Below are 26,565 nucleotides of genomic sequence, written 5' to 3'. Positions count from 1 at the left end.
ATGAATATGACAATGTATGAGCCTAATTCTAAAGGGACAAAGGCTGCTAGTGAGATCCAAAAAGCGCTGGTCTCTTTAAATCCTTCAGCAAAAATAAATATGTCCTATGTTTATGGGACCCAAGATCAGTCAAGTTTTGATTCCCTCGGCTATGTGTTCCTTGCCCTATTCTCATTTTTCTTAGTGTTTATCATTTCGGGGATGGCACTTGTTAGAGAAAGAAGTGGTGGGACCTTGGAACGGTTATTGATGACGCCAATTAAACGAGGGGAAGTCATTCTTGGATATACGGTTGGATATGGTGTTTTCGCTGTCATTCAAGCCGTCCTTATTGTTCTTTATTCTATTTATGTCCTACGATTAAGTTCCGTTGGAAACATTGGTTGGGTTTTACTCGCGATGGTTTTATTAGCGGTGACAGCCGTTTCATTTGGAGCAATGATTTCAATTTTTGCTAGTTCGGAACTACAAGTGGTGCAAATGATCCCTTTTACCATCATTCCACAAGTGTTTTTTTCAGGGTTGATTCCCTTAGACTTGATTCCTTATCATCTTGGAAATCTGTCTTATATTATGCCTATCTATTACGGAGCGGCAGCAATTAAAAGTGTTATGGTTTATGGTGATGGTTTCTTGGAAATTTGGGGTTATCTTCTTGGTTTAATTGTGTACGCTGTTCTGTTATACCTATTAAACACACAAGCATTGAAAAAATTTAGGAAGCTCTAGTCCTGATAAATTTTGCAAAAGATAAAGTATTGTTCAATTATAATAGATTCAATAATGCGCAGTACAAAAATACTACACACCAGAAAAAATCTTCAGCAAGCAAATTGCGAATGTTCAAGAAAGAACGAATTTCAAATTATAAGCTAAATTAATTTCAAATGTATCTTCAATTGGATATAACAGTGAACAGGTTTAAAGTGAGGGAAGTAAACTGCCTCTTACTCTTAAAATACTAACTTCGTATAAAATATCTATTAACACAACTAAATTTGAGTAGTTAAAACGTCTTAATTCCTTGATAGTACTGGAGTTGAGACGTTTTTTTATTAGATCAGTTAGTAAAGATAAGTGTTATTAATACGTCAAGAGGAATGAAAACATCAGATTTCTCTATCTTTCACAACCGCTGAACTCTTATATTATGTAATAGACGTAAATTCCGAAGTAATGAAAAGAGACGAAGTAATGCCAGATGAGTTACAGAAAAAAACTAAATATTAATTTACCGATCCAAATGGCAAAGATAATCCAAATCAAAATAAATAGAGTACCGACAAACCAATTTTTCGGCTTTCCTTTTTCCCTAATTTCTTCTGCTTTGGCTAGATTTTCATCGATAACTATTGATGGAATTAATTTCAACACCAATGAGATTCCGAGTGGGACAAGGATCAAATCGTCAAGATAGCCCAGAATAGGTATGAAATCGGGTATTAAATCAATTGGACTAAAAGCATAAGCCACTACACAAATAGCGACTACTTTTGCAAGCCAAGAGACTCTTTGATCTTTATATGATAAATAAATTACAAATAAATTATGTTTTAATTTTTTTGCATAGTTTTTTATTTTATTTAATGTATTTTGTTTTTTCATTATGTTCATATCCTCCACTTTAATAAGATTATAAATCAAAAAGGAGATTATTGAGTAAAATTTTAATGAACATTCGCGAAAATAGTTGAATTTAATAGCCTTAAATTATGTTGTGGTCAAGGAATGAGATGGATTGAAATTCCCCCAAAAAAGGGAGCAGAAACAACCATCATCCTTCAAAATAAGAAGTTCATTGCTAAAAAGTCTTCAGAGTTAAATCTTGATACACTGTCTTTAATGTTTTTTTCTGAGAATCTCGACTATTTTTTGAACTAACGGTGCGGTGCATAATATGAAGAAATTAAATTAGGGCTGTTTTTTTAATGTTTGTTATTATTGATTATAGCTTTTGCTGGTGGAACTATAGATCTCATTAATATTTTGGTTATTTTAGGTAGAAGCATTAAGAAACTAGAAATATACATTTCTAGTGTTGTGATTATATTGTTAAGAAGCTATGAACATTATTTGCTTTAGAAGATGGAGATTAGGAGATTCTAAAAAAATATCTTATTAGCATCTTGTTTTTTGTGAATTCTCCTTTTTGTATATCTCGAAATTCAGCAAGGTTTGACTGTCAAAGACCTTAATTTTTTTTGCTTCAAGGTTCAGGATGTAGCCTTGTAAAGGGGAAAATCATAACATGCCGATATGAAAGATAAAATCTCGTTATATGTGAAAAAGAGGTGCCTTAAGTATATTTAGGACAACCTCTATTAAGTACTAATTATTATTTGTTCCAGCAAGAGCACAAGATGTTCGTTCCGCAATTTTCGGTGTTAGTATAGGGCTTAAAGGCACTGTATCACTATCTTCAATATAATTTAACAACGTTGTTACCATCTGTTGGGCAATATCTTCAACAGGAACACCAAAACTTGTTAATGGAACTTCTAGGTTTTCCATTTGAGGGATATTATCGTAACTAATGACGGACATATCTTTTGGAATAATATAATTTGCTTGTCTTAGTGCACGGACTATTCCAGCACTGATATCGTAACTTGTTCCAATAATGGCTGTGGGTTTAAAAGGGGAACTCAAGAGACGATTCGTTGCCATGTATCCATCATACCAGTCAAGTCCTCCAGTATTAACCAAGTTATAATTATTAAGTTTAAGACCAAATTTTCTCATAGCCTGTTGGAATCCTTGATATTTTTCGACTTGCCTTTCATCAATAAAAGAAAAGTCACCAAGAAAAGCAATGTTTTCATGTCCTAATTTGTTTAAGTACTCAACAGCTGCATTCATTGCTTCTTTATAATTTACATCAATAACAGGGATTGAATTGTTTTGATTTACACCATAAGTAACGATCGGCATTGGAAATGTTTTAGGCATATGAATATTATCTCTATTAAACACAATAACGCCATCTACTTGGAAACGCTTAAACATTTCAACTGACTCTTCAATTGAATTTATGGAAAGTATCATAGAGTAGTTGTGCTTGCTTATTTCTTCATTAATCTTTGTTATCAAGGCAGATGGTGCAACTCGTTCTAATGTTGGCCATATTAACCCGATAACATTAGACCGTTTAGAAACAAGTCTTTGTGCTGCATAATTTGGTTCATATCCCATTTCTTTTGCTAGTTTTATAATCTTATCCTTTGTGTCTTGTTTTACAAGCGGACTATCATTTAAAGCTTTTGATACTGTGGAATAACTAACGCCAATTTTTTTGGCTATATCTTTTATTGTAATGATCATGTGAATTCACCAACTAATCTTTATTTTAAGATCCTTTTATATTTATAATTACGTTGTTAAAAATAAAGTTAAAAATAATATATATAGATATTTTCACAGTTATACATATAAATGTCAAACGCTTTCAAGTGTGAAAAAATGAAATTTTTTAGAAAAAATACTTGAAAAGAAATAGTTAAACATGTAGGATAGTAATTGTAATAACAACGTTGTTATTATTTAACTACCGTTTACTCCTTTATTTTTTTATGAGGATTGAAAGCGTTTTCTGTTATGTGATTGACTAAACAAAATCGCATTCTATAATAATGGTATTTTTTAATAACAAATGAAAGGGATTACACTTAACTACTACGCAAGTTATTATTACTTAATTATTAAATTGGGGGAATATTTCAATGAAGATGAAGAAAATATTTTCAATGGCAGCAACAGGTATTTTATCTATATCATTATTAGCTGCATGTGGAGCTAATAGTGGTGGAGAAAGTGCGGAAAGTGGTGGCAGTGCAGAAGCTGTTTCATTGCGATTAGCACATAACCAGCCGGAAGATCATCCTGTTCATACATCATTAATGGAGCTATCAAAACTTACTGAAGAAAATTCAGATGGAAACGCGAAAATTGAGGTTTTTCCAAATGGACAATTAGGACAAGAGCGTGATGTTATTGAACTTGTAAAATCAGGTACTCTTGATATGGCGAAGGTAAGTGCAAGTGCTTTGGAAGCGTTTGATTCAAACTACGCTATCTTCTCACTACCATATGTATTCCAAAGTAAAGAGCACTATCATCATGTAATGGATAATAGTGAAGCTGTTCAAGAAATTTTCCAAGGTACAAAAGACGATGGTTATGTTGCGATTGGTTGGTATGATGCAGGTCAACGTAGTATTTATACAGCTGATAAAAAAGTAGAATCTCCTGCTGATATGAGCGGTATGAAAATTCGTGTTCAAGAAAGTCCAACATCTATTTCTATGATTGAAGCAATGGGCGGTGCGCCAACACCAATGTCTTATGGTGAGGTTTACACTTCTTTACAACAAGGTGTAATTGATGGTGCAGAGAATAATGAAACAGCTTTAACAAATAGTAAACATGGTGAAGTTGCAAAAGCATATAGCTATACAGAACATCAATATGTTCCAGATGTATTGATTGTAAGCACTAATATGTGGGATAAGTTATCAGAAGATCAACAAAAAGCGATCCAAGATGCAGCAGCTGCTTCTTCAGAAAGTCATAAAGATGTGTGGAAAACAGCAATTGAAGAATCAATTAAAACTTCTGAAGATATGGGTGTAACTTTCTATACGATTGATAAGCAGGCATTTATTGATGCGGCAGCACCACTTCATGAGACGTTTAAAGCAGATAATGAAACAAATGCTAAATATTTCGAAGACTTCCAAAGCCATCTAGAATAGAGAACAAGAAATAGCATGGGCCTCTTATTTTCTGAATGTTACATTCCAGAAAAAGAGGCCCATAAAAATATAAAGAAAAGGTGACGATCCTATGAGAAAAATAGTAGATAGGGTTACAGCGTTTTTAACTTGCTCCTTAATGATCGTTATGGTCTTAGTTGCTTGTTGGCAAGTGTTTACTCGTTTCGTTTTAAATGCACCTAGTACTGTATCGGAGGAATTTTTAAGATATGCTCTTATTTGGTTAACTATGATTGGTTCAGCCTATGCATATGGGAAAAAGAAACATCTAGCTGTCGTTTTTCTTGCTAGAAAAGTACCTGGAAAATATCAACTTTATGTGCGATTACTTGTAGATGCACTTGTCTTGCTCTTTATTGTTGTTATTCTTCTGTTTGGAGGAACAAAAGCTTACTCAAATGCAATCGGGCAGGTTTCATCTGCATTAGGAATGCCTATGCAGTATTTATATTTAAGTCTTATTGTAGCAGGAGTTTTGTTCCTGTTTTATTCAATGCTTCATATAAAAGAAAACTTGACGAGTCATAAAAAAGTGACACCAACGGATTGATATTGCAACTTTATAAAGGAGAGTGAACACCGTGGCATTACAAGCGGGGCTGGTTTTACTTATTGTATTTTTACTAATGCTTGCTATAAGTGTACCCATTTCTGTAAGTATTGTAATAGCATCGATTGCTGCAATTCTTACCGTTATACCGATGGATATGGCGATCTTTACGTCAGCACAAAAAATTGTAACAGGACTTGATAGTTTTACATTATTAGCCGTTCCTTTCTTCATTCTTTCAGGAATTTTAATGAATAATGGAGGAATTGCTGAACGATTAATTAATTTTGCTAAGGTGCTTGTAGGAAAAATGCCTGGATCTTTAGCTCATGCAAACGTACTAGGAAATATGTTATTCGGATCTCTTTCAGGATCTTCTGTTGCTGCTGCAGCTGCAATCGGGGGTGTAATGAGTCCATTACAAAAGAAGGAAGGATATGATCCTAAATTTTCAGCTGCAGTAAATATTGCGTCAGCTCCTACCGGATTAATTATTCCTCCTAGTGGAGCGTTAATCATCTATTCTTTAGTGAGTGGTGGAACATCTGTAGCTGCTTTATTTATTGCTGGGTATTTACCTGGGATATTATGGGGTTTAGGATGTATGATTGTTGCTTTTATCATTGCAAAGCGAAGAAATTACCCTGTATCAGAAAGGGTTTCTTTTAAAATAGCAGTTAAAACATTCTTAGAAGCCATTCCTAGTTTAATGTTGATTGTTATTGTTATAGGTGGAATTTTAGGTGGAATCTTTACTGCAACTGAAGCTGCGGCAGTAGCAGTAGCTTATACATTTATATTATCTCTGGCTTACAAAGCAGTTAAGCTTAAAGATATACCTAGAATTATAATGGAAACAGTTGAGATTACGGCTGTCATTATGCTACTTGTAGCTGCTTCTTCTATCATGTCATGGGTAATGGCTTTTACAGGGATTCCGACCGCAATTAGTGAATTCATTATGGGGATTTCAGACAACCCAATTATCATTCTACTTATTTTGAATATTTTCTTATTACTAATAGGAACTTTTATGGATATTACTCCAGCTATTCTTATTTTCACACCAATCTTCTTACCTATTGTAACAAGCTTTGGGATGGATCCAGTTCATTTTGGAATATTGTTAGTGTTGAATTTAAGTATTGGAAATATCACTCCTCCAGTTGGAAGTGCGTTGTTTGTAGGAGCAAGTATAGCCAAATTAGATCTAGAGGACGTAATAAAACCATTACTACCTTTTTACTTAGTGATAATCATAGTCTTGTTACTTGTGACATATATACCGGAAATTAGTATGTTGCTACCAAGATTACTCGGGTATTAAGTAGAATTCATATAATATAGCAGGTTAATTAACCTGCTTATCTAATTTAAATATGCACTTAATAAATATAGATAAAAACTTCATAAACAGATAACTAAAAGAAAAGGTGAGTTTATGTCTCTAAGAGAGAATTACCAATTCCGTTTTTTGGATAAAAAAAATAATATTGTAAAGTTCCAATTGGAAAATTCCGAGGTTATAGCAAGAATTATCGTATTGGAAGAAGATATGATTCGAGTACTCATGACGAAAGGTGATGAGTTGGAGGTTAAAAACACTTGGTTAGTTGCTCCAGGAATGGATGATGTTCCCCTAAAAGGTAGAGATCGTTTTGACTTAAGTCCATTTACACTGCCAGAATTTAAGGCTCAAAATGAAGGTCATTCATTCACTGTTGAAACATCAAGATTAAAGTTGCAAATTAATCTAGATGGATTTAAAATAACTTGGTTTGCTAAAAATAGTGATGGAACAACTGAGCAAATTGCAACAGATCGTTATACACAAGCTTATAATTTCGATGGATCATTAGGTGAAGGGATTTTCCATTATCTTCAACGTACACATGACGAACAGTATTTTGGCCTTGGTGAGAAGAGTGGAGAAATGGATCGCTATGGTAAACGTTATCGTATGTTAAGTGTAGACCCAATGGGGTATGATGCTCAGCATACAGATCCTTTATATAAGCATATTCCTTTTTATATCACAAGAAATAAACATACTAACATCTCTTTTGGTATTTTCTATGACAATATGGCGCAAAGCATATTCGATATGGGAAATGAAATGGATAACTACCATGGCTGGTATCGTTATTACCAAGCAATGGCTGGAGATCTAGACTACTATGTTATGTTAGGGCCAGAAGTAAAAGATGTTGTGAAAAAATATTCTTGGTTAACTGGTAAAACAATCTTTGCTCCAAAATGGAGTTTTGGATACTCTGGTTCAACGATGACATATACAGATGCACCAGATGCACAGGAACAATTGAAAAAGTTCATTAACAATTGTGAAGAGCATGATATTATTTGTGATTCATTCCAGTTATCTTCAGGATACACATCAATTGAAGATAAGCGGTATGTATTTCACTGGAACACTGATAAATTTCCAGATGCAAAAGGATTTATTAAAGATTACCATGAAAAAGGTGTAAGACTTTGTGCAAATATTAAACCAGCATTGCTTAAAGATCATCCTTTGTTTAATGAATTAAAGGAACAAAAGATGTTTATCTTAAATCATGATGGAGATATTGAAATGGCCCAGTTCTGGGATGAAGTTGGTGCATATGTTGACTTTACCAATGAAGAATCAGTTAAATGGTGGAAACAACAAGTCACTGAAAAGCTTTTGGAATATGGAATCGATTCCACCTGGAATGATAATAATGAATTTGAAGTTTGGTCAAAAAATGCAATGTGTAATGGCTTCGGTGAGGTAACTAACTTTGAAAATGTGCGTTCCCTGCAGCCTCTTCTAATGATGAAAGCTTCATATGAAGCACAAAAGGAATTTGCTCCAGAACTTAGACCTTATTTAATTTCTAGGTCAGGAAGTCCAGGCATGCAGCGTTATGTACAAACTTGGTCTGGAGATAACTATACGAATTGGAAATCACTAAAGTACAATATTAAAATGGGACTTGGGCTAAGTTTGTCTGGTATTTATAATATTGGGCATGATATTGGAGGATTTTCAGGACCTGCTCCAGAACCAGAATTATTAGTGAGATGGGTTCAGAACGGTATATTCCACCCTCGCTTTACAATCCATTCATGGAATGATGACAAATCTGTTAATGTTCCTTGGATGTATGGAGAAACAACAAGTCAGATCCGTGATTTAATAAAGTTCCGTCATCGTATTATTCCTTATCTATATACAGCGCTGTACAAAGCACATGAGAAATACGAACCAATCCTTCGTCCAACATTTTATGAATTCGAAGGTGATGTAAAAACATTTGAAGAAAATGATGATTTCATGCTTGGCGAATCAATGCTTGTTGCTTCAGTTGTGGAAAAAGGACAAAGAGAAAGATCTGTTTATTTACCTAAATCTGAAGGTGGCTGGTATGATTACCATACATCACAGTGGTATGAAGGTGGTCAAACAGTTTCGATTCCAGCACCATTAGAATATAATCCTTTATTAATAAAAGCAGGAAGTATTATCCCTGTAAACGATGCGGATAGTTCATTTGCTGGTAAGGAAATGGATGAAAGAGGCTTCTTATTATTTCCACATAAGGAATCTGGAAGTACTTCATATGATCTTTACGAGGATGATGGGATTTCAGCTAATTATCAAGACAATCATACAATTGTTTCAGTCCAAATGGAAGCTGACTCAGAATCATTAAATGTTAGTTATAAGATCGAAGGAGAATATAAACTTCCATATCAAACATTACGTTTTTATTTACCTGAAAATGATCAAAGAACAATTTATATAAATGGTGTAGAAGTATTAAAAAGCAATGGTAGATTTACAATAAAGTTATAATTCTACATTTTATAAATTGTCTATGTTAAAGCTTAATGTTGATTTTTAGCACATTGTTGATTGGAGTGAAAGGCATGAGACTCCTGCGGGAGAAGCGTGTAAAAGGGAGACCCCACAGGCGCTTGCGCCGAGGAGGCTCCCGGACCTAGGAAAAAAGGTGCTTTTTTCCTAGGAAAGCGAATGCCTGTAACGGAAATCAACAACAAAGTTCAACAGAGCCTATAAATTAGAAAAGGGGGTGCCACAATAAAAGTGGTGCCCTATCTTATAAGCTCTTGTTTAGTTATCAATAATGTAGTATTATTCATTTATTAGTTAGTTTACAAAACAAATTAATAAATGGTCGATTGTTTTGTAACTCTTGTCGTAAGTAAGTTATGTGAATTTTAAAATCTAACCAAAGTATTTTTAGGAAAGGAAATGACTATGTCAAAACAACAAATAGGTGTTATTGGATTAGCTGTAATGGGGAAAAATCTTGCGCTAAATATTGAAAGTAGAGGCTATTCAGTTTCTGTTTTCAACCGTTCGTTTGAGAAAACAGAAGACTTTTTACAGAATGAAGCAGTTGGTAAAAACTTCATCGGACTTGAAACAATTGAGGAATTCGTTAATTCACTAGAAAAACCAAGAAAAATTTTACTTATGGTTAAGGCAGGATCTGCTACAGATGCAACAATTGATTCTTTAAAACCATACCTTGATGAAGGTGATATTTTAATAGATGGTGGAAACACATTCTTCCAAGATACAATTAGACGAAATAAGGAATTAGAATCAACTGGTATCCACTTTATTGGAACTGGTGTTTCAGGTGGTGAGGAAGGTGCGCTTAAAGGACCTTCAATTATGCCAGGTGGACAAAAAGAAGCTTATGAGCTTGTTGCACCTATTTTCGAAGCGATTTCAGCTAAAGTTGATAATGATTCATGTGTGACATATATCGGACCTAACGGAGCTGGTCATTATGTGAAAATGGTTCACAATGGAATTGAATATGGAGATATGCAATTAATTTGTGAAGCATATTTTATTCTTAAAAATGTACTCGGTTTAAGTGCTGAAGAACTTCATCAAGTTTTTTCTGAATGGAATCAAGGTGAGTTAAACAGCTATTTGATCGAGATTACATCTGACATTTTTACAAAAATAGACCAAGAAACAGGCAAGCCTCTTGTTGATGTTATCCTTGATACAGCTGGACAAAAAGGAACAGGAAAATGGACAAGTCAAAATGCTCTTGATTTAGGAGTACCTCTTCCGATCATTACAGAATCTGTATTTTCTCGTTTTATTTCTGCAATGAAGGATGAACGTGTAAAAGCTAGTAAACTACTAAAAGGACCTGAAAAAGCTTCTTTTGAAGGAAAAAAGGAAGAGCTAATTGAGGCTGTTCGTAAAGCTCTTTATTTAAGTAAAATTGTTTCATACGCACAAGGCTTTGCTCAAATGCGAGCAGCATCTGAGGAGTACCAATGGAATCTTAATTACGGGGAAATTGCGATGATTTTCCGTGGGGGATGTATTATTCGTGCTCAATTCCTTCAAAAAATTAAAGAAGCCTATGATCGAGATGCTAATTTAGCCAATCTTCTTTTAGATTCATACTTTAAAGAGGTAGTAGAGGAATATCAAACGGCATTGCGTAAGGTTATTTCATTAGCTGTAGAAACTGGAATTCCTGTACCTGCTTTTTCAAGTGCAATTGCTTATTATGATAGTTATCGTAGCGAAACATTACCAGCTAACTTATTACAAGCTCAACGTGACTATTTTGGTGCTCATACTTATCAACGTGTTGATAAAGAAGGAGTTTTTCACACTAATTGGATGGGATAATGACCAAAAAGCCTTACTCTATAGAAGAGTAAGGCTTTAAATTTATTAGCTTTGATGTTCAATAGTTAAACTAATATTTGGTACTTCTAAGAAATCCTTTATGGCAAAAGCACATGCGCCCATTACTGCAGCATGTTTTCCCAGGTCTGAAATAAATAATTCATTATAATGGCTTACAGAAGAAGTAAGATTAGCTTTAATTTCATGAATGGCATCTGGATATAGCTTTAGTAATTCACTATTTAGTACTAGTGTTTCTGGGTTTAATAAATTTATGATATTATTTAAACCAACTGTTAAATATTTAATATATTGTGCTAATAGATTAAGTGTTAACTGATCATGATCGTTAATGAATTTCTCTACTTGTTGATACGTAAGATTTTTTACTTGGTGTAAATCCTCTAGTTCTGAAAAAAGACTCGCTTCTGAGGCATATAATTCCCAACAACCTGAATTTCCACAATTACAAGGTTTTCCGTCAGGAACAACAATCATATGTCCCATTTCACCAGCATATCCATGAAACCCTTTAAGTAGCTCTCCATTTATTAAGACACCCAATCCAATACCAGAATACATACTAATACTTATTAAATTCTCACTTTGGTGATGTTCGTAAACTTGCTCTGCAAAGGAGCATAGGTTAGCATTATTTTCAATACGAATATTCATGTTTAATTCTTTTGCTAGATCTTCTTTTAGATTCTTATTTTCCCACTTATGCTGAGGGATAAAATCGATGATTTCCTTTTTTGATACGATGCCATGCACCCCAATAACGACACCTATAAGACCAAATCGACTTTCTGAACATTTTTCATCAAATTTTTTTATCTCTTTCGCTATTAGTTTTAGAATTTCATCATAATTAGAGTTCATTAATTCGATAACCACGGTATTTACAGGATTTCCACCTAAGTCAGATAAGGTAAATGTGACTTGTTTATAATCCAAATCGATTCCAAGTGCATAACCAGCTTTTCGGTTTAAAGAAAGCATGATCGGCTTTCTTCCTACAGTATTATGCTCTTGTTGAGATTCAACAATTAGTTCTTCTTGTAATAAATCAGCCACTTGAACGGAAATTGTAGCTCTTGTTAACTTTGTAATTTTTGATAAATCTGCTCTCGAGATCATTCCTTCTTTTAAAATTTTCCCTATTATTAAACTTCTGTTTATTTTCTTTATATAAGCAGAATCGCCAGCTGCCATGTTAATCACCCTTCTGGTATATGGTATAAAACGTTTACATTGGTCAATAAAATCATTATATATTAAGTAATATTACATAAAAACAATAAGTATTGAAATATGGATCTATTATAAAAGGAAATGATTGACGAGTATAAGTAGAAGTGATATTCTACAGATATTACATTAATTTGTTTTGTAAACTAATTAATAAGATAAATAAATTATAACATATATTTTGTTAAGAAAAGAAATTTTAAAAAATGTTCTGTTTTTAACAAAAGTCTGGAAAGGCTTAAGAAATGATTAAGGTAGATTGAAGTGAGTATGCTAATGGTGCAATAGTTTATGCATCTAGCAAATTGGCATAGTAGCTCAATGTTAATAAAAGCGTAAAAAAGGTTTGGAGGAGAACAAATGAAAACGTTTTTAAGTGATGATTTTTTACTAACTAATACTACTGCAGAAAAACTTTACCATAATGTAATGAAAGAACTACCTATTTTTGACTACCATTGTCATTTAAGTCCAAAAGAAATCTATGAAAATCATTCATTTGAAAATATAACACAAATCTGGCTTGCTGGAGACCATTATAAATGGCGAGCAATGCGTATTCACGGAGTAAAAGAGGCACTCATTACAGGTAATGCGAGTGATTGGGAAAAATTTGAGGCTTGGGCAGAAACAATGCCACATTTGTTTGGAAATCCATTATACCACTGGGCACACATGGAGCTAAGAACATATTTTGGAATTACGAAGCTTTTGTCTCGGGATACTGCAAAAGAGATTTGGGAAGAATGTAATGAAAAATTAAAAACAGAAAATTTTAAACCACGTCGATTTATTGAAAAATCAAATGTAGAATTTGTCGGTACAACAGATGACCCAGCTGATAATCTTGAATATCATAAACTTTTACAAGAAGACTCTAGTTTTCAAGTGACAGTTGCACCAACATTTCGTCCAGATCAGGCTCTTTATCTAGAAAGACCTAGTTTTAAAGAATATCTAACAAAGCTAGAGAATGCATCTGGTGTTAAAATTAATGGTCTTGATGAATTAGTGGAAGCGTTAAAGCACCGTGTAGATCACTTTGCTGAGCATGGTTGTTGTGCATCAGATCATGATATCCCACTAATGGCATTCCAGAAATTACAGAAAAATGAAGTAGAGAAAATTTTTTCAAAACGCTTAAACAATGAAGAGCTTACAAGTGATGAATTGATTGGTTATCGATCGTATCTTCTTTCTGAATTAGGGAAAATGTACGCCGAAAAACAGTGGGTTATGCAACTTCATATGGGTGGATTAAGAAACAATAACACGTATATGAAAGAACTAATTGGTGCTGATGGAGGCTTTGATTCAATCGGCGACAATTTGTTAGCAGAAGGTCTATCACGCTTCCTAGATACCTTAGACCAAGCAAGATCTTTACCTAGAACAGTGTTGTACAACTTAAATCCACGTGATAATTATGTGATTGGTACGATGATTGGAAACTTCTTTGAAGAAGGAATTGCTGGAAAGGTTCAATTCGGATCAGGTTGGTGGTTTAACGACCAATATAATGGAATGCTAAACCAAATGACAGATTTAGCAAACTTAGGTGTACTTAGCCACTTCATCGGAATGACAACAGATTCTCGTAGTCTTCTTTCATATGTTCGTCACGAGTATTTCAGAAGAATTCTATGTAACATATTAGGAGAATGGGTTGAAGAAGGAAAAGTTCCAAATGATGAAGCGATTTTAAAACAAATAGTTAAGAATATTGGCTATAATAATGCACAAAAATATTTTTCTGAGCGATGAGTTGAATAGATAAAAGGAGCAGATATAATATGGGCATTCTTCAAGATTTATTAAAGGACATCCCAGTTCCAAAAATGGTGAAAGTAAAACAAAGCTTCGACAACACCAAAATAGAGAATATAGAACAAGCTTTAAACGAAAAGTTGCAGCAAGAATCCATCAGGTCAAAAGTAAAGCCTGGAATGGAAATTGCAATTGCCGTTGGTAGCCGAGGCATGGATCAACTTGTAGCAGTTACAGCAAAAACTGTTCAATTTTTAAAGGATTTAGGTGCTACGCCGTTTATTGTACCTAGTATGGGAAGTCATGGTGGAGCAACGGCGGAGGGACAGAAAGAAGTATTAGCTCATCTTGGTGTAACAGAAGAAAGTGTAAAAGCGGAAATCCGTTCTTCTATGGAAGTGATCAAATTAGGAGAATTATCAAATGGATTACCTGTCTATATAGACAAATATGCTTCTGAAGCTGATGGAATTGTTGTAATCAATCGTATTAAACCACATACAGCTTTTAGAGGTCCTGTTGAAAGTGGCATTATGAAAATGATCAGTATTGGCCTAGGTAAGCAAAAGGGTGCAGAAGCAACCCATCAATTAGGCTTTAAATATATGGCAGAAAATGTTCCTGCGATGGCAAAGTTAATGATGGAAAAAACACCTATCTTATTCGGTGTAGCAACTCTGGAAAATGCATTTGATAGAATTTCACGAGTTGAGGTTCTTGCAGTGGAAGAGATAGAAGAAAAAGAACCAGCTCTTCAAGCACTAGCAAAACAATTATTACCAAAGCTGTTTTTTGACCAGATTGACGTTCTTGTTATAGATGAAATAGGAAAAAACATTAGTGGAGATGGAATGGATCCGAATATTACGGGAAGATATCCAACACCATATGCTAAGGGTGGACCTGATGTAAACAAAATGGTTGTTCTTGATTTAACTCATCAAACAGAAGGAAATGCAAACGGAGTTGGAACGGCAGATTTTACAACACAACGCCTTGTTGACAAAATGGATCGAGAAGTAACTTATGCAAACGGACTAACATCAACAGTTTGTGCACCAACAAAAATAGCAACGACACTAGCAAATGATAAAGATGCAATAAAAGCTGCTATTAAAACATGCAATATATTGGATTTCACACAAGTGAAAATGGTACGAATTAAAAACACATTAGATATAGCTGAAATTGAAGTATCAGAAGCTTTACTTAATCTTGTTGCTGAGCATCCTGACATGGAGCAGATATCAGATACATTTGAGCTTCCATTTAATGATGAAGGAAATTTAAAACAATAGGATTATTCATACATTTTTATATTTTTCTAAGAATAAAATGGGGGGAATTTGTTTATGACGAATTTATTTGATTTAACTGGAAAAACAGCTGTAGCCATTGGTGGTAATAGCGTATTAGGATCATCTATTGCAAAGGGACTGTCAGCACAAGGTGCAAAGATTGCTATTGTTGGTCGTAACCTTGAAAAGGCAAATCAAGTTGTTACTGAAATTGAAGAAGATGGTGGAACAGCTAAAGCCTTTCAAGCTGATGTCAGTAACCGTGAATCATTAGAAAATGTTGTTAAGGAAATTGAACAATGGTCTGGTGGTTTTGATATCCTTTTAAATGCACCTGGTAAAAATAGTGCTACTCCATTCTTTGAAATAAGTGATGAAGAATGGGATGATATTATGGATGTGAATTTAAAAGGAATGATGGTAACTTGCCAAATCTTCGCGAAGAAAATGATTGATCAAGGAAGAAAAGGAAGTATAATCAATATCTCGTCTGTTTCATCTACAACTCCACTTTCTAAAGTGTTTACTTACTCTGTTTCAAAGGCAGGAGTCAATAGCATGACACAATTCTTAGCAAGAGAATTTGCTCCACATGGTATTCGTGTTAATGCAATCATCCCTGGTTTCTTCCCAGCAGAACAAAATAGAAAAATTCTAAGTGAAGAACGTGTTGAATCGATTATGAATCACACACCTATGAACCGTTTTGGAAATCCAGATGAACTTCAAGGTGCAGCAGTTTGGCTTGCTTCAGAAAATGCTTCTAGTTTTGTAACTGGTACACTTATCCGTGTAGACGGTGGTTTTGGTAGCATGACGATTTAATAACCATTTATCAATATATTAGAGATCTACAGTTTAATAGAAAGGAGAAGACAAAAATGAATGAGAAACTTCTAAGATTAAAGTCAATTCTCCAAGAGATGGAATCAGTTGTTGTTGCGTTTTCAGGTGGTGTTGATAGTACCTTCCTATTAAAGGTAGCTGTTGATACATTAGGAACTGACCATGTGTTAGCAGTAACTGCAGATTCTGAAACATATCCTTCAAGCGAACTTCAAGAGGCAAAAGAATTAGCATTAAAAGTAGGAGCTAAACACAGAGTCATTGAAACATCAGAATTGGCGATACCAGGATATACAGAAAACGATCGAAATCGCTGTTATTTCTGTAAAAACAGCTTATTTGAACATTTGATTCCTGTTATGGAAAAAGAGGGATTTCAAAATATTGTGTATGGAGTCATTGCGGATGATCTAAATGAATTTCGTCCAGGGATGAAAGCAGCGAAAGAGAAGGGTATACGTGGTCCTTTACAAGAGGCAAACTTATTTAAAGACGAAATAAGAGAATTATCTAAAGAATTTGACTTAGCAACATGGAATAAACCTTCTTTTGCATGTCTTTCTTCTAGAATTGCTTATGGTGATAAAATTACAATTGAGAAGTTAACAAGAGTCGAAAAAGCAGAAGCATACTTAAAAGCTTTAAATATCAGACAAGTTCGAGTTCGAACTCATCAGGAAATGGCGCGTATTGAAGTTGAACCAAAAGATATGCAAACAATACTTGAAAATCATGAGAAGATTGTGAATGAACTAACCCAATACGGATATAAATATATAACCTTAGATTTAATTGGATATAAGAGCGGAAGTATGAATAAGGTTCTTTCATAATCAAACAGGCTTTGGAATTTGTCCAAGGCCTTTTCTATGGAAAGAATATAAAATAAAATCTATTTGAATAATACTTTTGAAGAGGAAGATGATCATATGTCAAGAGAATTTGTTATAGGACTTGATCTTGGTACTACAAGTGTAAAAGCAGTAGTTTTTGATTTGAAAGGAAATGTGATCTCTATTTCGGAGGAAATGATTACTTCCATATACCCTCAACAAGGCTGGGTAGAACAAGATCCAATCCAAATCGAACGTTTTGCCGTTATAGCAGTGAGAAATGCGATAGAAAATGCGAATATTAATAAGAGCGAATTATTAACTATTGCATTTTCTTCTGCTATGCATTCGCTAATTTGTTTAGGTGAAGATTATCAACCTTTATCACAGGCGCTTATTTGGGCAGATGGAAGAAGTAGTGAACAAGCAGAAAAGTTAGAAAATCTAAAAGAAATTGATATTTTTAAGAAAACGGGTGTACCGATTCACCCAATGTCACCACTATCTAAATTAGTATGGATGAAAGAAGAGGATTATGATCCTTACCTTAATGCATATTACTTCTTATCTATTAAAGAATATATCCTATTGAAATGGTTTGATCAACGTGTTGTTGATTACTCAATGGCTGCTGCTACAGGCTTATTCAATGCCCACACACTAGACTGGGATGGTGAACTACTGGAATTAACAGGTATTAAAAAAGAGCAGCTTTCGGTAGTAGTGCCGCCAACTGAAGTTTTAACAGGCATAAATGATGGTGTTGCGAAAGAAATGGGAATATCATCTGATTTACCATTTGTCATAGGAGCGGCAGATGGACAATTAGCTAATCTAGGAATAGGAGCGATCTCGCCTGGAGAAGTAGCCATTACAGCAGGAACAAGTGGAGCAATAAGACAATTTGCTAATGGATTTAACATAACGGACAAACATGAAACATTTTGTTATACCTTTACAAAGGATTACTCCATTATAGGTGGTCCAACTAATAATGGGGGCATTGCGTTACAATGGTTAAAAGAACTTTTAAATGATCAAGGAAGCTTTGATGATTTTACAGAAGAAGCGAAAAAAATAGCTCCCGGTGCAGAAGGATTAATTTTCCTTCCGTATATAAATGGTGAAAGAGCACCGTTATGGAACCAGCAAGCAAGAGGTAACTTTTTCGGAATGAACATTACTCATAAAAAAGAACATTTGGTTCGTGCGGTTTTAGAAGGCATCACACTAAATCTTTATCAAATAGGACAAAGTTTAGAAAATCTTACTGGATCACCTGATAAAATATACGTGAATGGCGGATTGTCTAGATCGGACTTGTGGCTACAAATGCTTGCTGATGTTTTTGGAAAAGAAGTTTATGTTTCAGAAAGTCACCATAGCGCAGCATGGGGCGCAGCCTGGACTGGATTAGTAGCTCTTGGTAAAGTGCCTTCTTTCGAAGAGATAAAAGAAAATATACCAATGAATTCACCAATTATACCAAATGAAAATAATCATAAAATCTATTTAAATATTTATAAAAAATATGCTTTACTAGTTAAAGACATCGCAAAGCATTTTTAATGAAGGACAAAGTGCTGTTTTCTGTATGCTACTAAAAAGCAACATATTTAGGAAAATAGTCAAAATTTATATACTAAGGTGAGTGAAAGAACAATGCTTGAGGACATTTTAAAACAAGTACAATCAGGATCATTGAGTATTGAGGAAGCAAAAGGTAAGCTTGCAACCTACGAAAATCTGGGTTTTGCGAAGGTTGATCATCACCGAAAAAAAAGACAAGGGTTTCCTGAAGTCATTTATGGTGAAGGAAAAACGAAGGAACAAATTCTCTCAATTATTAAAGCAATACGTTCAAAGGGAAATAATGTTCTCGTTACTAGGATTACCGAAGATAAAGCATCTCATATTTTAAAAGAATATCCAGAGTTTACATATAATGAAATTGCACAGATTCTCTTTTGGAAAGATCGTAAAGAGAATGCTAAGACTGAGATTTATATTGCTATTGTATGTGCAGGAACATCAGATTTAAAGGTTGCAGAGGAAGCTGCAATTACAGCAGAAGCATTAGGTGCAAATGTACGGAGATTTTATGATGTGGGTGTAGCTGGTATACATCGTTTATTTGATTCGATAGAGGAAATTCAAAATGCAACTGTATCTGTTGTTGTTGCAGGAATGGAAGGGGCCCTACCAAGCGTAGTTGGTGGACTCGTTAATCACCCGGTGCTTGCTGTTCCAACAAGCGTAGGCTATGGGGCAAACTTTAATGGTTTGTCAGCATTATTAACGATGTTAAATTCATGTGCTTCTGGCATTAGTGTTGTAAATATAGATAATGGATTTGGTGCTGCATACAATGCAGTTTTAATTCATCAACTAGCACAAAAAGGAGAAAGTTAAAAATGAAAACACTTTACCTTGACTGTTTTTCTGGAATTAGCGGTGACATGATGATTGGTGCTCTCATAGATGTTGGGGGAGATCCTACTGTTCTTGAAGAAGAATTGAAGAAACTTAATATAGAAGAAGAATACGAACTTCAATGGAACAAAGTTGTTAAAAATGGTATTACGAGTACAAAATTTGATGTCATCTTGAAAAATCAAGAACACGATCACGACCATCAACATGATCAGGGTCATCAACATGTACACCATCATGATCATGTACTTGACCATCAACATGATCACGACCACCAACATGATCATAGTCATAAGCATGATCACGACCACCAACATGATCATAGTCATAAGCATGATCACGACCACCAACATGATCATAGTCATAAGCATGATCACGACCATCAACATGATCATAGTCATCAGCATAATCACGACCACCAACATGAACATGGACATCACCATGAGCACGATCATCATCATAGAACTTACAAAGATATTGTTCAATTAATCGAGACAGCAGGCTTTTCAAGTGAGGTAACACAAACAGCACTAAATATCTTTAGGAAAATAGGTGAAGCAGAGGGGCATATACATGGTCTAACTTTAGAGAAAGTTCATTTCCATGAAGTTGGTGCAGTGGATTCTATTATTGATATTGTAGGAGCAGCTATTCTAATTCACCAGCTAGGAATAACAAAAGTGAAATCTTCATCAATTCCAGTAGGAACAGGAAGAATTCATATTGATCATGGGATTTATCCGGTACCCGCACCTGCAACTTTAGAAATGCTAAAAGGTATTCCTATTGAGCAAAGTGATGTGAGATTTGAATTAACGACCCCTACAGGAGCAGCCATTGTTGCTGTTTTAGCTGAAGAGTTTTGTACACTACCATCGATGAAAGTTGCAGCAATTGGATATGGAGCAGGCACAAAAACGTTTAAAGACCGTCCAAATGTACTTAGAGTTGTTATTGGAGAATAACGAAAAAATGTGTAATTGAGAGGAGTAAAATGAATGGTTTTTCTACCTCCTCCAAACGAGGAACATATTGATGATCAAATGCTTAAAGTAGAAGTGAATCTTGATGATATCCCTGGAGAATGGCTTGGTTACGTAATGGATTTGCTTTTTGAATCAGGTGCAAATGATGTCTATTATACCCCAATTTATATGAAAAAAAATAGACCTGGTATTCTAGTTCAGCTACTCTGCCATAGAGATAAGCTTGAACAGATAAGGGACATACTCCTTAAAGAAACAACAACACTTGGGATAAGATATTATCCGTTAACTGTATATAGGGCTGAAAGGAAATTTAGACAAGTTCAAACTGAATGGGGACCTGTAACTGTAAAAGAAGGAATGTATAACGGACAAGTTATCCAAAGAGCTCCGGAATTTGAAGAGTGTAAAGCAATTGCAGATACATATAAAGTTCCCTTGAAGAAGGTATATGAACAAGTTTGGGGGAAAATGCAAATAAAAAGCAGAGAATAGATTCTCGTTCTATTTCTCTGTTTCTTTCCTTAAATTATTTCCTAAAGCAAGGATAGTATTGCTGCTTTTTTTCCTGTAAGTAAATGGATTAGTTTAATCACTTTGAATTGACATAGTGCTTTAGAAATGTGGTGAAGAAGCGGTAAAAGAGGAAGGTTATACCTTTATATGAAAATATTATACCGAAAGAGTCTCATTAGAAATTCTACTCATATAGCTCTGTGAGAGTGGGGCAGTGAAGGTGGTGCCTAAATGGTTATCAGAAATAACATATAGTTTAGAAATGTCTAAATAAATACATGAATAAATAGTTATTTAAATTGCTCTCTGTTGTAGGAGTCATACTTTTATATTTCTTAAATAGCTGCTTTTTTATTGTTAGGAAATTTTATAGAAAGAGAAAGCTAAGAAAATAGTTTTGTAAGCGTTTTATAAAGTAGGACGAGTGCTGATACCATTGCAGTAACTTTGGAGAACAGTGCTTTAGTTGCTAAACGTGCATTGTCTAAGTCAAATAATTTAAACTATCTTAAAGTGTAATCCTACACTATACTGCTAATTAAACTCCATTCACTTAAGGGGTTCCACAAATAAAAGGAAAATTGAAAGCAGTTATAAAAGGGGAGAGGAAAATGGCATCAGTAGATGTAAATCAAAAGGGGCGATATCACACGGCGAAGAAATGGCAAATAGGATTATTCGCATTAAACGACACGGCTACAAATCTTTACATGTTTATTATGATATTTGTGTCCTATTACGCTACAGGTGTTGTAGGGTTAACAGTTGTTGTGGTGAGTTCAATCTTATCGTCTATGCGTGTTTTTGATGGAATCATCGACCCAGTTATCGGCTATATTATTGATAAAACTGAAAGGAGGTTTGGTAAGTTTGTTCCATTAATGATATTAGGTAATATCACTTTAGCCATAACCGTTTTCGCTATGTTTACTTTTACTCATTTGTTACAAGACTCACTGCAATTTTCCTTTTTCATAGTGGTTTATGCTATTAATATTATTGGTTATACATTTCAGACAGCATGTACAAGAGGAGCTCAAACAATTTTAACTAACGACCCGAATCAACGTCCTCTCTTTTCCTTTTTTACTGCTTTTTTTAATTCTGTATTATTTATTGGCGGGCAAATGTTCATAGCTAATTATCTTATAGTAAAACATGGTGATTTTACGTTATCTCTTTTTAATGAATTAAAATTTTACGCTATTGCTATTAGTGCTATACTTACTTGCTTAGCTGTTTTCGCTATTAAAGGGAAAGACCGTAAAGAATATTATGGATTGGCAGATGAGAATGATAATCTGAAATTCAAAGATTATTGGCCGGTTTTAAAGGAGAATAGACCCTTACAAATGTTAATTGTAGCTGCTTCCACAGATAAGTTAGCAATGATGATGCCTAGGCAGGCAGCTGTAGGGGTGATGTTCTTTGGTATCCTATTAGGAGATTATGCATTGAGTGGCACAATTGGTTTAATTACATTTATACCAACGATTCTCATTGTATTTTTCGGAATTGGTAAAGCGCGTAAAATAGGTTTGAAACGTGCATTTGTTTTTGGGACATGGTTAAGTCTCTTCGCTTTTACTACAACTGCTATTTTTTTATTAATGGTCGATTCAACAACCATTTCTTTAACAAACTTTGGTTTAGTAACCGCTCTATTCTTGGTTTTATATAGTTTCTCAACGGGTCTTCAACAATTAACAGGAAACATGGTTATACCAATGATTGCGGATGTATCTGATTATGAAACATATCGAACGGGTCGATATGTTCCTGGAATGATTTCGACCATTTTCTCGTTAGTTGATAAACTTATTTCATCACTTGCACCAGCAATTACTGGTTTTGCAGTAGTGTCTATTGGATATAGAGACTCACTACCGGATGTTGAGGAAGAATTAACAACTCCTTTTTTGTTTATGGTCCTATTGCTAAAGTTTGGTTTTCCAATCATTGGCTATGTTATTTCGTTAATTGTCATGAAATTTTACCTTCTAGATGATAAGAAGATGGAGGAAATTCAAGGAACTATTCACGAGATAAAAAAAGAGAAAAAAGAAGAAAGAATTATTTAACCCTAATTAAGTTCCTCATTAAGTAGTAACACTATGTTAATTAGATATAATAATTGGAAAACAATATAAAACTATAATAAAAATGGTCAAAGATGGGAGGATATATCAATGAGACTCAAAAGCTATGACGAATTGTTTGAGAGAATTAACACTAGAACTGACATCGAAGAAGATTTATTGCAGACTCTTGATCGTTTCCCAACAGATAAAAATCAAATACTTGAAATTCTTAAGAAAAAGTATAATGAGAAAATTATAATGAAAAAAGACGAGAATGGAATTGTTACTTCTTTTCCCAATAATGAGGTTAGAAAAAATAAGTTTGTCATAAAGAGAAAACAAAAATATATACCTATTTTAGAACATAAACATGAATACATTGAAATCGTATATGTTTTACAAGGTAGTTTTATTCAGGAGATAAAAGGGAGACAAATTCAAATGAATGAAGGGGACTTATGTATCTTGGACAGAAATGTCGTACATAGTTCTTTACCTTTAGGTGAATCAGATGTGGTTATCAATATTATCTTAACACCGGAATTTTTCGATGGAATTTTTATGTATTTATTGTCCGATGATAACAACATTTCGAATTTTGTCATCAATAGTCTTTACTCCAAGAGTAAGTCACAAAACTTCTTAAAACATCATGTAAAAGAAGGTACAATGATACAGAAAACTTTAGAGAATCTCCTGCTAGAATACTATTCAACAGAACTTAGATCTTCAACAGCTATTAACGGTTATTTCCTTATTTTATTTACAGAATTATCAAGAGAAACAACTGATAGAACTAAAGAACATATTAATGATGAGCAACATAAGGTAAAGGAAAAGATTTTAAAGTTCATTAGAGATCGATATAAAGATATTAATCTTAATGAAATGGCAGATTACTTTCATTTTCACCCAAGTTACTTAAGCAGTCTTATCAAAAAAGAGTTTGGTAAAAATTTGAAAGATCTATTACTTGAGGTACGAATGACAGAAGCAAGTAAATTACTTAAAAATACAGATATGACAATTGAAAATATCGTTCATGAAGTCGGTTATACAAATTATAGTCACTTTTATAAAGTCTTCAAGAAAACCTATGGTGTGACTCCAAACCAATATAAAAAAGGAGAATTAAAGTGTAAATGAAATTGGCTATATTAAGTAGACATTTTAATAAAAGGTTGCTGCCTTTTATCCAGCTTTTATATGACTTAGTTTAGATTGAACAGAAGGAGTCATCTGTTATTAGTTCATGAGAAATTACATTCAACTTTTCATATTGACGTCTGACCAAAACCTGCCACAATGGCGGTTTTTTTTCTGTTCTCCAATAAAATATTAAAGGAGGAAAATCAAAACTTTATAATATAAGCCTAAAAAAACATATACTTGCCTAAATAAACAACATTACATAACGACTAGCAAACTTGTAAAATCATAAATGAAAGCGCTTCACATGGAGTGTAAGGAGGTGAAAGAGTATAGTTCATTTGTAGATATCATAATAATAGAATGAAAAGGGGAGAGAGAATTGTCAATATTATCAACTAATTTTAAAAAGTCGGCATTTTTTATGGTTGTTTTATTGTTATTAGTTTCACTAATTATACCAAGTGTGAGTGCGGATCAGGGTGGAAAGAACAATCAGAAAGTTGGAGTAGTTAATACAGGTAGAATTGTAGAAAATATTAATGAGGATTGGACATTCTACAAGGGTGCTCAAAGTGCAGATGAAAATTTTAGTGAATCAAATTTTAACGATAGTAGTTGGCAACAAATTAGCCTTCCTCATACATGGAACGTAGAGGACGGTATTGACGGCGGGGAAAATTACGAAGGGTATTATCAAGGAGATGGATGGTACAGAAAAGAATTGACTATTCCTAATAGTTATAAAGATAAAGAATTATTCTTACAATTTGAAGCTGCAAATAAAGAGGCAGAAGTTTTTGTTAATGGCAAGTCGGTGCACACTAATATAGGTGGCTATCTTGCATTTACAGTTGATATTTCAGACCATGTAAAATATGGACAAAAAAATATTGTTGCCGTAAGAGTAAACAATGAAGTGAAAGATTCAGCTCCACTATCAGGAGACTTTACCTTTTTTGGTGGTATTTACAGAAGTGTAAATCTAGTCGTTACGGATAAAACCCATATTGATGTTGAAGATGATGGTTCAACAACTGGTGTATATGTTACCATTCCTAACGATAAATCCATTGAGAAAAGGGCCAAAGTAAACCTTACAGTGCCAGTTAAAGTAAGCAGTGATGATGCAAAAAGTAAATCTAACTCTATAGAAGTTAGAGCTGAAATAAAGGATGCAGAGGGTAAAGTCAGATCAAGAACAGAATTAAAGATTGATGGGAAAAAGTTAAAATCTGCAGAAGTGTCAGGAGATAGTGCTGAATTTAAAGGTGAAATGAAAGTGAATAATCCACACCTTTGGAATGGTACAAATGATCCTTACCAATATACTGTTGAAGTAACTGTGACAAGAAAAGGCAAAGTAATTGACCAGGTAAATGAAAAAGTAGGGTTTCGTTATTTTTCTGTAGATCCTGATAAAGGATTCATCTTAAATGGTGAAAGTTACCCACTACATGGTGTTAACATCCACCAAGACAGAAAAGGTTATGGCAATGCAGTTCCAAATGAAGTCAGGGCAGAGGATTTTGAACTTATTAAAGAAATTGGTGCTAACACACTGAGGGTCGCTCACTATCAACACTCACAGTATGTTTAAGATAAGGCTGATGAAATGGGATTGGTCATTTGGGCGGAAATTCCACTGGTAAACTTTATGTCACTAACAGAAGAATTTTCAAACAATACTGAAAAGCAATTAACTGAAATGATTAAACAAAACTATAATCATCCGTCGATTGTAACATGGGGTCTTCAGAACGAATTTGGTGGCAGAGGCTATTATACTCCTGATAATAGTGGAAGTCGTGAAGATCAGTATGCTGCGGCAACTGAATTGATTAAGCGTTTGGCTACTACGGCAGAAGAACTAGACCCTAACAGACCGACTACTCACGCTATTCAGGGGAATTCATCTCGTGATCCTGAATATAAGGAAATTTTGGATAGACATTTAGCTTGGAATGAAAATGCAGGTGTCGATATTGCCTCTTTTAATACTTATTTTGGTTGGTATTATAATAAAGCTGGAGATTTAGCTCAATATCTTGACACATTACATGAAGAGAATCCAAATGTTCCACTAGGTATTTCCGAGTATGGTGGAGGAGCAAACCCTTATCAGCATGACGTGATTGATGAAGACTTTATTAATAACTGGAATAAAGAAGAGAAGCTATCTTCTCGTGGTCCAATCCAACCAGAAGAATATCAAAATTATCTTCATGAAAGTGCATGGAGCATCATTAGTGAGCGTCCTTGGTTATGGGCAACTCATGTATGGAATATGTTTGACTTTGGTGTTTCCGGGAAAAATGAGGCCTCAACACCAGGTATTAATACTAAAGGGCTTGTATCACATGATCGCCAGACTAAGAAAGATGCATTTTATTTTTATAAGTC

17 protein-coding genes and 3 pseudogenes are annotated in these 26,565 nt (G+C 34.2%); 17 read left to right on the top strand and 3 right to left on the bottom strand.

All coding sequences use genetic code 11. The annotated features are described in order from the left end of the window. Window positions 1-6 precede the first annotated feature (6 nt). On the top strand, window positions 7-729 hold the full coding sequence (locus LC076_RS19165; RefSeq protein ID WP_226670695.1) for an ABC transporter permease: 723 nt from the start codon (window positions 7-9) through the stop codon (window positions 727-729). Window positions 730-1,206: 477 nt separating this feature from the next. On the opposite strand, the gene LC076_RS19160 is transcribed toward LC076_RS19165, so the two are convergent. Further along, a complete protein-coding gene (locus LC076_RS19160; RefSeq protein ID WP_226670694.1) occupies window positions 1,207-1,605 on the bottom strand; it encodes a YkvA family protein in 399 nt (132 codons plus the stop codon). Window positions 1,606-1,722: 117 nt separating this feature from the next. On the opposite strand from LC076_RS19160, the pseudogene LC076_RS19155 reads away from it, so the two are divergent. After that, a pseudogene (locus tag LC076_RS19155) lies at window positions 1,723-1,866 on the top strand (VOC family protein); the annotation flags it as partial. A gap of 462 nt (window positions 1,867-2,328) precedes the next feature. On the opposite strand, the gene LC076_RS19150 reads toward LC076_RS19155, so the two are convergent. Next, entirely contained in the window at window positions 2,329-3,321 is a 993-nt protein-coding gene (locus LC076_RS19150) for a LacI family DNA-binding transcriptional regulator (protein ID WP_226670693.1), read from the bottom strand. A gap of 398 nt (window positions 3,322-3,719) precedes the next feature. On the opposite strand from LC076_RS19150, the gene LC076_RS19145 reads away from it, so the two are divergent. From LC076_RS19145 to gndA, 5 genes are all read left to right on the top strand, one after another. Continuing rightward, a complete protein-coding gene (locus LC076_RS19145; RefSeq protein WP_226670692.1) occupies window positions 3,720-4,751 on the top strand; it encodes a TRAP transporter substrate-binding protein in 1,032 nt (343 codons plus the stop codon). A gap of 91 nt (window positions 4,752-4,842) precedes the next feature. After that, complete coding sequence (locus LC076_RS19140) at window positions 4,843-5,322, top strand: TRAP transporter small permease (RefSeq protein WP_226670691.1); 480 nt, start codon at window positions 4,843-4,845, stop codon at window positions 5,320-5,322. 31 nt (window positions 5,323-5,353) lie between these two features. After that, a complete protein-coding gene (locus LC076_RS19135) occupies window positions 5,354-6,649 on the top strand; it encodes a TRAP transporter large permease (protein ID WP_226670690.1) in 1,296 nt (431 codons plus the stop codon). Between the two features lie 114 nt (window positions 6,650-6,763). After that, entirely contained in the window at window positions 6,764-9,163 is a 2,400-nt protein-coding gene (locus LC076_RS19130) for a glycoside hydrolase family 31 protein (RefSeq protein ID WP_226670689.1), read from the top strand. Window positions 9,164-9,589: 426 nt separating this feature from the next. Further along, the gene (gndA, locus tag LC076_RS19125; protein WP_226670688.1) at window positions 9,590-11,002 is read left to right on the top strand and encodes an NADP-dependent phosphogluconate dehydrogenase; all 1,413 of its coding nucleotides are present in this window, start codon (window positions 9,590-9,592) and stop codon (window positions 11,000-11,002) included. A 45-nt stretch (window positions 11,003-11,047) separates the two neighbouring features. Here the strand turns inward: gndA and LC076_RS19120 are convergent, their stop codons facing one another. Next, complete coding sequence (locus tag LC076_RS19120; RefSeq protein ID WP_226670687.1) at window positions 11,048-12,217, bottom strand: ROK family protein; 1,170 nt, start codon at window positions 12,215-12,217, stop codon at window positions 11,048-11,050. Window positions 12,218-12,613: 396 nt separating this feature from the next. On the opposite strand from LC076_RS19120, the gene uxaC reads away from it, so the two are divergent. From uxaC to LC076_RS19070, 10 genes and pseudogenes are all read left to right on the top strand, one after another. Beyond that, window positions 12,614-14,017 carry a glucuronate isomerase gene (gene uxaC / locus LC076_RS19115; RefSeq protein ID WP_226670686.1) on the top strand — a complete coding sequence of 468 codons (1,404 nt, stop codon included), beginning with the start codon at window positions 12,614-12,616 and terminating at the stop codon, window positions 14,015-14,017. Between the two features lie 29 nt (window positions 14,018-14,046). Continuing rightward, window positions 14,047-15,318 carry a lactate racemase domain-containing protein gene (locus tag LC076_RS19110; RefSeq protein ID WP_226670685.1) on the top strand — a complete coding sequence of 424 codons (1,272 nt, stop codon included), beginning with the start codon at window positions 14,047-14,049 and terminating at the stop codon, window positions 15,316-15,318. 54 nt (window positions 15,319-15,372) lie between these two features. Next, window positions 15,373-16,143, top strand: coding sequence for an SDR family oxidoreductase (locus LC076_RS19105; protein WP_226670684.1), 771 nt, complete (start codon window positions 15,373-15,375; stop codon window positions 16,141-16,143). A 56-nt stretch (window positions 16,144-16,199) separates the two neighbouring features. Beyond that, entirely contained in the window at window positions 16,200-16,997 is a 798-nt protein-coding gene (larE, locus tag LC076_RS19100) for an ATP-dependent sacrificial sulfur transferase LarE (protein ID WP_226670683.1), read from the top strand. Window positions 16,998-17,093: 96 nt separating this feature from the next. Further along, window positions 17,094-18,566: a gluconokinase gene (locus LC076_RS19095; RefSeq protein WP_226670682.1), complete on the top strand. Its 1,473-nt coding sequence runs from the start codon at window positions 17,094-17,096 to the stop codon at window positions 18,564-18,566. Window positions 18,567-18,659: 93 nt separating this feature from the next. Next, window positions 18,660-19,409, top strand: coding sequence for a nickel pincer cofactor biosynthesis protein LarB (gene larB, locus LC076_RS19090; RefSeq protein ID WP_226670681.1), 750 nt, complete (start codon window positions 18,660-18,662; stop codon window positions 19,407-19,409). Window positions 19,410-19,474: 65 nt separating this feature from the next. Next, window positions 19,475-20,911 (top strand): annotated as a pseudogene (gene larC / locus LC076_RS19085) (nickel pincer cofactor biosynthesis protein LarC). A gap of 632 nt (window positions 20,912-21,543) precedes the next feature. Then, the gene (locus tag LC076_RS19080; protein ID WP_226670680.1) at window positions 21,544-23,013 is read left to right on the top strand and encodes an MFS transporter; all 1,470 of its coding nucleotides are present in this window, start codon (window positions 21,544-21,546) and stop codon (window positions 23,011-23,013) included. 108 nt (window positions 23,014-23,121) lie between these two features. Further along, window positions 23,122-24,159, top strand: a complete 1,038-nt coding sequence (locus LC076_RS19075) for an AraC family transcriptional regulator (RefSeq protein WP_226670679.1) — start codon at window positions 23,122-23,124, stop codon at window positions 24,157-24,159. 427 nt (window positions 24,160-24,586) lie between these two features. Then, window positions 24,587-26,557: pseudogene (locus LC076_RS19070) on the top strand (glycoside hydrolase family 2 protein); the annotation flags it as partial. Between the last annotated feature and the right edge of the window lie 8 nt (window positions 26,558-26,565).

Origin of the sequence: Metabacillus litoralis (assembly GCF_020524045.1) — a bacterium.
GTDB classification, from domain to species: domain Bacteria; phylum Bacillota; class Bacilli; order Bacillales; family Bacillaceae; genus Metabacillus; species Metabacillus litoralis_C.
Note: the sequence above shows the minus strand (reverse complement) of the source record. Positions and strands in the feature narration are given on the sequence as shown.